This is a genomic window from Desulfurobacterium sp. (assembly GCF_027028515.1).
In the GTDB taxonomy this organism is placed as follows: domain Bacteria; phylum Aquificota; class Aquificia; order Desulfurobacteriales; family Desulfurobacteriaceae; genus Desulfurobacterium_A.
Map to the genome: position 1 here is coordinate 24,883 of NZ_JALVIW010000061.1, position 6,405 is coordinate 31,287.

The following is a 6,405-nucleotide window of genomic DNA, read 5'->3' on the forward strand; positions in this document are numbered from 1 at the left end:
CTTAACTCAAACTTTTAAGAGTTTCTTCCCACGATTTGCTCGGTTCTGGCAGGGGTTCTTTAAAGAAGTGTTCATACCTCCTTACAACTTTATCCCACGTTGGAAGGCTCGTTTGAGCACCTTCGGCTTCTATAGTAAAAGATGCTACAGTTGAAGCTATCCTGCCGGCTGTTTCTATGTCGTAGCCTTTTAAGAGAGCTGTCAAAAAACCGGCCCTGTGTGAATCTCCAGCACCTGTTGGATCAACAACCCTTGAAGATTTAACGGCAGGTATTCTGAAAACCTGACCTTTAAATAGAATTATTGAACCCTGTGCGCCTAAAGATATACAGATCAGTAAAGGTCCTTTTATCTCTCTGATGCTTTTAAGTTTTAAAATTTCTTTTATCCTTTTTGCCTCGTGGTTGTTCATGAAGAGGAGATGACAGTATTTCAGGAGTCTTATGACTCTGTATGGGTAGGAAAATGTTTCCTGTCCTGGATCAAAGCTGATTAACTGTTTTCCTTTGTACTTTTTTAAAAATCGCCTGTAAAATTTAAAATGTCCTGTCGAAAAGTGTAGTATCTTGTACTCTTTGGCGAGTGATTCTGCAAGGTGGATGTTGTGGAAAAGGAGTCTTGCCACCGCTTTTTTGCTTTCGTAGTAGTAGAGAATTTGATCCTCACTCTCTTCCTTGCTCAATATAAAACTTCTCGCCATCGGAAATTCGGTAGTTCTTATTACGCCTCTTACATCAACCCCTTGTTCTGTTAAACACTTTTCGTAATTCATCTTTTTGAAATCGTAGCCGGAAACTGCAAACAGGCCACTTTTGACACCAAGCCTCGTTGCTGCAACGGCGACATTTGCCCCGGCACCTCCATACGTGTAGCGGTATTTTTTAACGGGTACTGTTTCGTTAAGGGCCGCGAATTTATCAACTATCATCAGGTTATCTATGACGATGGAACCGAAAGCCAAGATGTCTCTTTTCACCTTTTCCTCCGTAAGGAGTCTTATTAGTTGAGTTTATCACAGAAGAGTTGATATGTGGAAGGAGTTTAAGTTGTGAAGAGAATTATCGGGAAGAATTTATGTGAGAGGGGACTGGATGAGGGTAAAAAATCTCTCCACTTTCTCTATGCTAATATTGTTTTATTCTTTTATGAGTTTATGAGTTTGTTTAATTTTGAAGCAATGTTTTCCACTTTTTTGCCAACCCCTATAGATTCTACAAAAACGACTCCTATTTCTGTCTCTTTTCTTAAGGCATTTCCTATCTCTCCGCTGGTGAAAATACTGTCTATAACTGTTGTCCCGTACTTTTTGAGACTTTCAGCGGTTTTTCTGCTTAAGTTTCTTGAAATAAACAGCGTGCCAGTTTCGGGTTTTGCTTTTTTTATATTATCCTGACCAACTATTGTTATTCTTGATTTGTGGGCCATGGAAAGGAGAGAGAGGAGATAGTTTTTTAGCTGTTTTATCGTTTCTTTAGTAACTTCTTCTGGTTCAATCTTTCCCTTGAACTGTTTCTTCACAAATTTTTTAATACATTCTCTGTCGGGACAGACATTAAAACCCCTTCCAGGTAATGTTCCTTTAATATCTGGAAGGGGTTTACCTTCAAACGTTATAAATCGTATAAACTCTTCTTTTTCGCCTTTCTTTCTACAACCTGCACATGTTCTTTCTGGCATCTTACTCTTCTGTTTCAAGTGATTCAAGCTCCTGTATTTTCTTAAAGTCAGATTCCTTGATTATGTCAATACCGACTATCTGTCCTACAAGTTTTGAAGCAAGTCTTGCGTTAACACCGTGTTTTCCTATTGCCAGTGAGAGCTGGTCATCCGGTACTACGACTTCTACTCTAAGTTCTCCATCCTCATCTTCATAACTTTCTGCATGGAGAACCTTCGCCGGTGATAGCGCTCTGGCTACAAGCTCTGCTATGTCGTCAGTCCACCTGATTATCTCTATCTTTTCGCCGGAAAGTTCTCTTGAGACCGGCAGAATTCTGCTGCCTTTAACGCCGATGCAGGCACCTACAGGGTCTATGTGCTCTTCCTTTGTGTCAACGGCAACTTTTGCCCTTATTCCCGGTTCTCTTGCAACGGCCTTTATCTCTACTAACCCTTCTGCCACTTCAGGTATCTCTATTTCCATAAGTCTTTTCAGAAACTTTGGATGTGTTCTTGAGAGGATTACGTAGGGTGGCGGATAATCACCTATCCTGCTTTTCCCTCTCTTTTTATACTGCCTGTAGTCAAAAACAATGTCATATATGTAGGCTCTTACTCTTTCGCCTAAACGGTAACGCTCTTTTGATATCTGTTCTTCCCTGGGAAGAATACCTATAACCCTTCCAAGGTCTATTACAATGTCACCATTTCTCATTATCTGTTTTACTGTTCCGGAGATAATGTCGCCGATTTTCTCTTTATAGTAGTCGTAGAGTGCCTTTCTCTCTGCCTCTGTTATCTTTTCATGGATAACCTGTGCAGCTGCCTTTGCTGCTATTCTTCCAAGCTCTTCAGCTTTTATTTCTACTAAGACCTTGTCGCCTATGCTTTTCTTTTCTCCCGTTATCTCTTCGGCTTCTTCTGGTGTTATCTGGTAATCAGGATTTTCTACCTTTTCCACAATCTCTTTTTCCTGATATATGCCAAAATCCTTGCCATCCTCGTCTATTTTAACGACAAGGTTGCCTCTGTATCCTGCCTTCTTTGCAGCGTTTATTATTCCTGTTTTAACGGCTGCTATTACATCCTCTTTTGATATACCCTTCTCTTTGCAGAGCATCTCTATGGTTTTTCCAAGGCTTTCCATTAGTTCCTCCTTATTCACTTGTTGAAAAGAGAGTCAAGATCAAGCTTGGCAGTCTTGATCTTTTCAAAAGGTATTTCTACTTCGGTGTTCCTTGATACATCATGAATGGTTACGCCTTTGTCATCTGCAGAGAGTATTTCACCTTTGAAGTTTCTCTGATTATCGAGAGGTTCTGTCGTCTTTATTTTGACGACGTTTCCAATCTGTTTCTCAAAGTCTTTCTGTTTTTTTAAGGGTCTATCAAGGCCCGGTGAGGATACCTCAAGGTTATAGGGGTGGTGTATCAGGTCTTCGACGTCAAGTATCGTTCCAATCCTTTCGCTTATCCACTGGCAGTCGGAGATGGTAATTCCACCGTTTTCTCTATCGGCGTATATTCTCAGTACCCAGCCTATCGGTTCTCTAACAAACTCTATATCAACTAATTCAAAGTTTCCCTCTTCCAGTATTGGAAGCAAGAGTTCTTTTACTTTTTCTATAAGTTTAGATACTCTTTCCTCATTCATGGTTCACTCCTAAATTTGGTTGGGGGCAAATAAAAAGGAGCGGGCAAGGCACCCGCTCTTCACACGGAATATGAATGCGATGAACACAGACAGCTCTTAACCGCTCTGTATAAATTTAGGGCAGAAAGGTCGTTTTAGCAATCAATTTGGTATTGGAATATGAGAATAAGGGGTGGCTTTGATGAGAGAGATCTTTAACCGTCTTTTAAAATGTTTTGGACCGCAGTACTGGTGGCCTGCTGATACGGAGTTTGAAGTTTGTATTGGTGCTATTCTTACTCAAAATACTGCATGGAGCAATGTTGAGAAAGCTATTGCAAATCTGAAAAAAGAAAATCTTTTATCACCGGAAGCTATCATTAAGGTGTCTGATGGAAGATTGAAAGAGCTTATAAGGCCTGCGGGTTTTTATAACCAGAAGGCAGAACGGTTAAAGGCATTTTCATCGTTTATTCTCAATGGTGGTGGGATTGAGAAACTGTCCCGACTTTCCCTTTATGACTTAAGAGAAAAACTGCTTTCCATTAAGGGTATTGGGAAAGAGACGGCAGATTCAATGATTCTTTATGCGTTTAAAAAGCCGATATTTGTGGTTGATGCTTATACAAAAAGGCTCCTTTTCCGTTTAGGAAAAATTGACTCTGAAAAGGTTGATTATGATGTTTTAAGGGAAATGGTTGAAGTTTGCCTTCCGTCAGATGCAGAGCTTTTTGGGGAATTTCACGCACTTATTGTCAGGCAGTGTAAGGAATTTTGTAAGAAGAAACCTTCCTGCAAGGATTGTTCTTTAAAAGACATGTGTGTGTTTTATAGAAAGGTGGCTGCGGAGGGCAGCCACCGGTGATTATTGTTCTTTTTTTAGAGGGACAACATCAACGGTAATTGTGGCTTCGATGTCCTGGAAGAGGTGGATCTTGACGTCGTAGGTGCCCGTTTCTCTGATCGGTTTTTCAAGGATAATCTGTTTCTTCTCGATGTCTTCGTATCCAGCTTCGTGGAGGGCTTTTTCGATTTGAGATGTTGTAACTGAGCCGAAAAGCTTTCCTTCTTCACCGGCTTCGTGCTTTATCGTTACTCTCACGGAAGAGAGTTTCTCAGCAAGCTCCTTAAATTTCCCTAACTGCTTGGCAGCCTTTTTCTTGAGCGCGTTAAGTTCATTTTTTACTTTTCTTATATTTGAGTCTGTGGCAGGAAGGGCGATACCTTGAGGTATAAGGTAGTTTCTGCCGTACCCGTCTTTTACTTCAACGATGTCGCCCACCTTTCCAAGATTTTCCATATCCTGAATCAGGATTACTTTCATTGCAACCCTCCTTTAAGTTTTCTAAAGTCAAACCAGAAGTCGAACAATCCTGCGAGTGTTATTATAACCAGTGCTGCTAACGGGAAAAGTATGGCTATAAGGAAAGTGATAATTCTGCTTAGAGGTCGCCATCTTTCCATTATGCCTGCTACTACGGCAAATCCCTGTATGAGGAAAAAGCCGCACGTTGCTATAAGTGCGTTTGCTCCAGCTATCTGTATGGCGGGAAGCGGTTTAAAAACAGCTGCTATACCGCTTAATATGAACAGTATTACTGGAATTACACCAAAGTTTATTCGTTTAAACTCAATATCTCTTTTAGCTACAAGCACTATCGTGCCTATTATGATTACGGCAAAGAGTGCCGAAGTGTAAAAGTAGAGTCCCCATCTAAAAGGGATTATTGCTTTTATAGGCTCTATGTCTTGAGGTGGCCCGAAAAAGAAATCTTCGCCTATGGAGATAAGGTAAAAGTACATTGTAAGGAGCAGAGAAAGCCTTTCTCCTTTCATGTCCTTTTTAAGCAAGAACCACGTGATATAGCCGGGTACTACCATTTCAGCTACGTTCAGAGCCGTTTCCCATCCACCTGTTAGCCAGACTATTCCTATTCCTGTTAAAGTTGCTATGCCAGGGAAAACAAACCCTTCTCTTTCAATTCCCATGAACAGGGTTACGGGAATGAAGAGTGATAAACCCCAGCCGAAAGCGGCAAAGACATCATTGCCCATTGCCACTCCGGCTATGCATGTAAGAGCAAAAAGTATTAAGGATATCCTGACGTTTCTCATCAGTCCACTTTAACAAATGGTAGTAGTGCGAGGTGTCTTGCCCTTTTTACAGCCTTTGCAAGTTGCCTTTGATGCTTTGAACATACGCCAGAAATTCTTTTTGGAATAATTCTTCCTCTTTCACTGATGAAAGGTTTGAGAAGTTCAACGTTTTTGTAATCTATATGTTCAATTTTTTGTGCACAGAATTTACAGTACTTCCTTCTCCTGATAAATCTTCTTTGTTCTGCCATTTTAAACCTCCTTAAAATTCAATGTCGTCTATGTCTGTTGTTTCCTCACCTTTACCTGAAGGTTGGCTAAGGAGCTGAACTCTATCTGCAACAACTTCAATTTTAGAACGTTTCTCGCCTGAGTCGGTTTCCCAGCTGGATTGACGGAGTCTGCCTTCAACTAAAATTTCCGTTCCTTTGTTGAATCTGCTTACGGCCCTGTCTGCAGCATCTCCCCACACAACGATGTCAATAAAGGAGGTCTCTTCCTGCCAGTTGCCGTTTCTGTCTCTGTAGCTGCGGTTTACTGCTATGGTGAATCTTGTAAAGGGTGTTCCAGAGTTTGTGTGCTGGAGCTCCGGATCCCTTGTAAGCCTTCCGGCAAGAAAAACCTTGTTTAAATTAGCCATTGTTTGCCTCAGAATCGGATTTAGCTTCTTCTTTCTTGAGTCCTTTTACCTCTGAAGGTTTGATTCTAAAAGAGAGAAATCTTATTACATCTTCGTTTATTCTGAAGAAGTTTTCAAGATTCTTCACGAAGTTTCTGTCATTTGTGTAAGCGTGAATGAGAACATAGTATCCCATTTGGTAGTCATTGATTGGATATGCAAGCTGCTTCTTGCCCCACTTATCTATGTGAAGCACCTTTCCATTGTACTTCTCAACGGCGTTGTTTACCTTCTCTATGGCTTTTTCTATCTCTTCATCTGAAAGAGTTGGTCTGAGTATGTAAACTGTTTCATAGTAGTATTCTCTCATTCTTTACCTCCTTTGTAGGTTAGAAGCT

General features: G+C 40.8%; 10 protein-coding genes. 1 reads left to right on the forward strand and 9 read right to left on the reverse strand.

Annotation, left to right across the window (positions count from 1 at the left end):
* Position 1: 1 nt before the first annotated feature.
* From MV676_RS05895 to rimP, 4 genes are all read right to left on the reverse strand, one after another.
* Positions 2-976 carry a PfkB family carbohydrate kinase gene (locus MV676_RS05895; protein WP_297445788.1) on the reverse strand — a complete coding sequence of 325 codons (975 nt, stop codon included), beginning with the start codon at positions 974-976 and terminating at the stop codon, positions 2-4.
* A gap of 167 nt (positions 977-1,143) precedes the next feature.
* The gene (locus MV676_RS05900) at positions 1,144-1,677 is read right to left on the reverse strand and encodes a YlxR family protein (protein ID WP_297445789.1); all 534 of its coding nucleotides are present in this window, start codon (positions 1,675-1,677) and stop codon (positions 1,144-1,146) included.
* 1 nt (position 1,678) lies between these two features.
* A complete protein-coding gene (gene nusA / locus MV676_RS05905) occupies positions 1,679-2,806 on the reverse strand; it encodes a transcription termination factor NusA (protein WP_297445790.1) in 1,128 nt (375 codons plus the stop codon).
* A 14-nt stretch (positions 2,807-2,820) separates the two neighbouring features.
* Positions 2,821-3,312 (reverse strand): ribosome maturation factor RimP, encoded by a 492-nt coding sequence (gene rimP, locus MV676_RS05910; RefSeq protein WP_022847272.1) that lies wholly within the window; start codon positions 3,310-3,312, stop codon positions 2,821-2,823.
* Positions 3,313-3,493: 181 nt separating this feature from the next.
* Between rimP and MV676_RS05915 the strand changes: the two genes are divergently transcribed.
* Positions 3,494-4,156, forward strand: coding sequence for an endonuclease III domain-containing protein (locus MV676_RS05915; protein ID WP_297445791.1), 663 nt, complete (start codon positions 3,494-3,496; stop codon positions 4,154-4,156).
* Here MV676_RS05915 and rplI read toward each other — a convergent pair whose 3' ends face one another.
* Genes rplI through rpsF form a run of 5 tightly spaced genes read right to left on the reverse strand, consistent with a single transcriptional unit; the run spans position 4,157 to position 6,377 of the window.
* Positions 4,157-4,615 (reverse strand): 50S ribosomal protein L9, encoded by a 459-nt coding sequence (gene rplI / locus MV676_RS05920; RefSeq protein WP_022847270.1) that lies wholly within the window; start codon positions 4,613-4,615, stop codon positions 4,157-4,159.
* The gene (locus MV676_RS05925) at positions 4,612-5,406 is read right to left on the reverse strand and encodes a hypothetical protein (RefSeq protein WP_297445792.1); all 795 of its coding nucleotides are present in this window, start codon (positions 5,404-5,406) and stop codon (positions 4,612-4,614) included. The genes rplI and MV676_RS05925 overlap by 4 nt, the downstream gene beginning before the upstream one ends.
* On the reverse strand, positions 5,406-5,639 hold the full coding sequence (gene rpsR, locus MV676_RS05930; protein WP_022847268.1) for a 30S ribosomal protein S18: 234 nt from the start codon (positions 5,637-5,639) through the stop codon (positions 5,406-5,408). Before rpsR ends, MV676_RS05925 begins: the two co-directional genes overlap by 1 nt.
* Positions 5,640-5,650: 11 nt before the next feature.
* Positions 5,651-6,028, reverse strand: a complete 378-nt coding sequence (gene ssb, locus MV676_RS05935; RefSeq protein WP_022847267.1) for a single-stranded DNA-binding protein — start codon at positions 6,026-6,028, stop codon at positions 5,651-5,653.
* Positions 6,021-6,377, reverse strand: a complete 357-nt coding sequence (rpsF, locus tag MV676_RS05940; RefSeq protein WP_022847266.1) for a 30S ribosomal protein S6 — start codon at positions 6,375-6,377, stop codon at positions 6,021-6,023. The genes ssb and rpsF overlap by 8 nt, the downstream gene beginning before the upstream one ends.
* Positions 6,378-6,405: the final 28 nt, after the last annotated feature.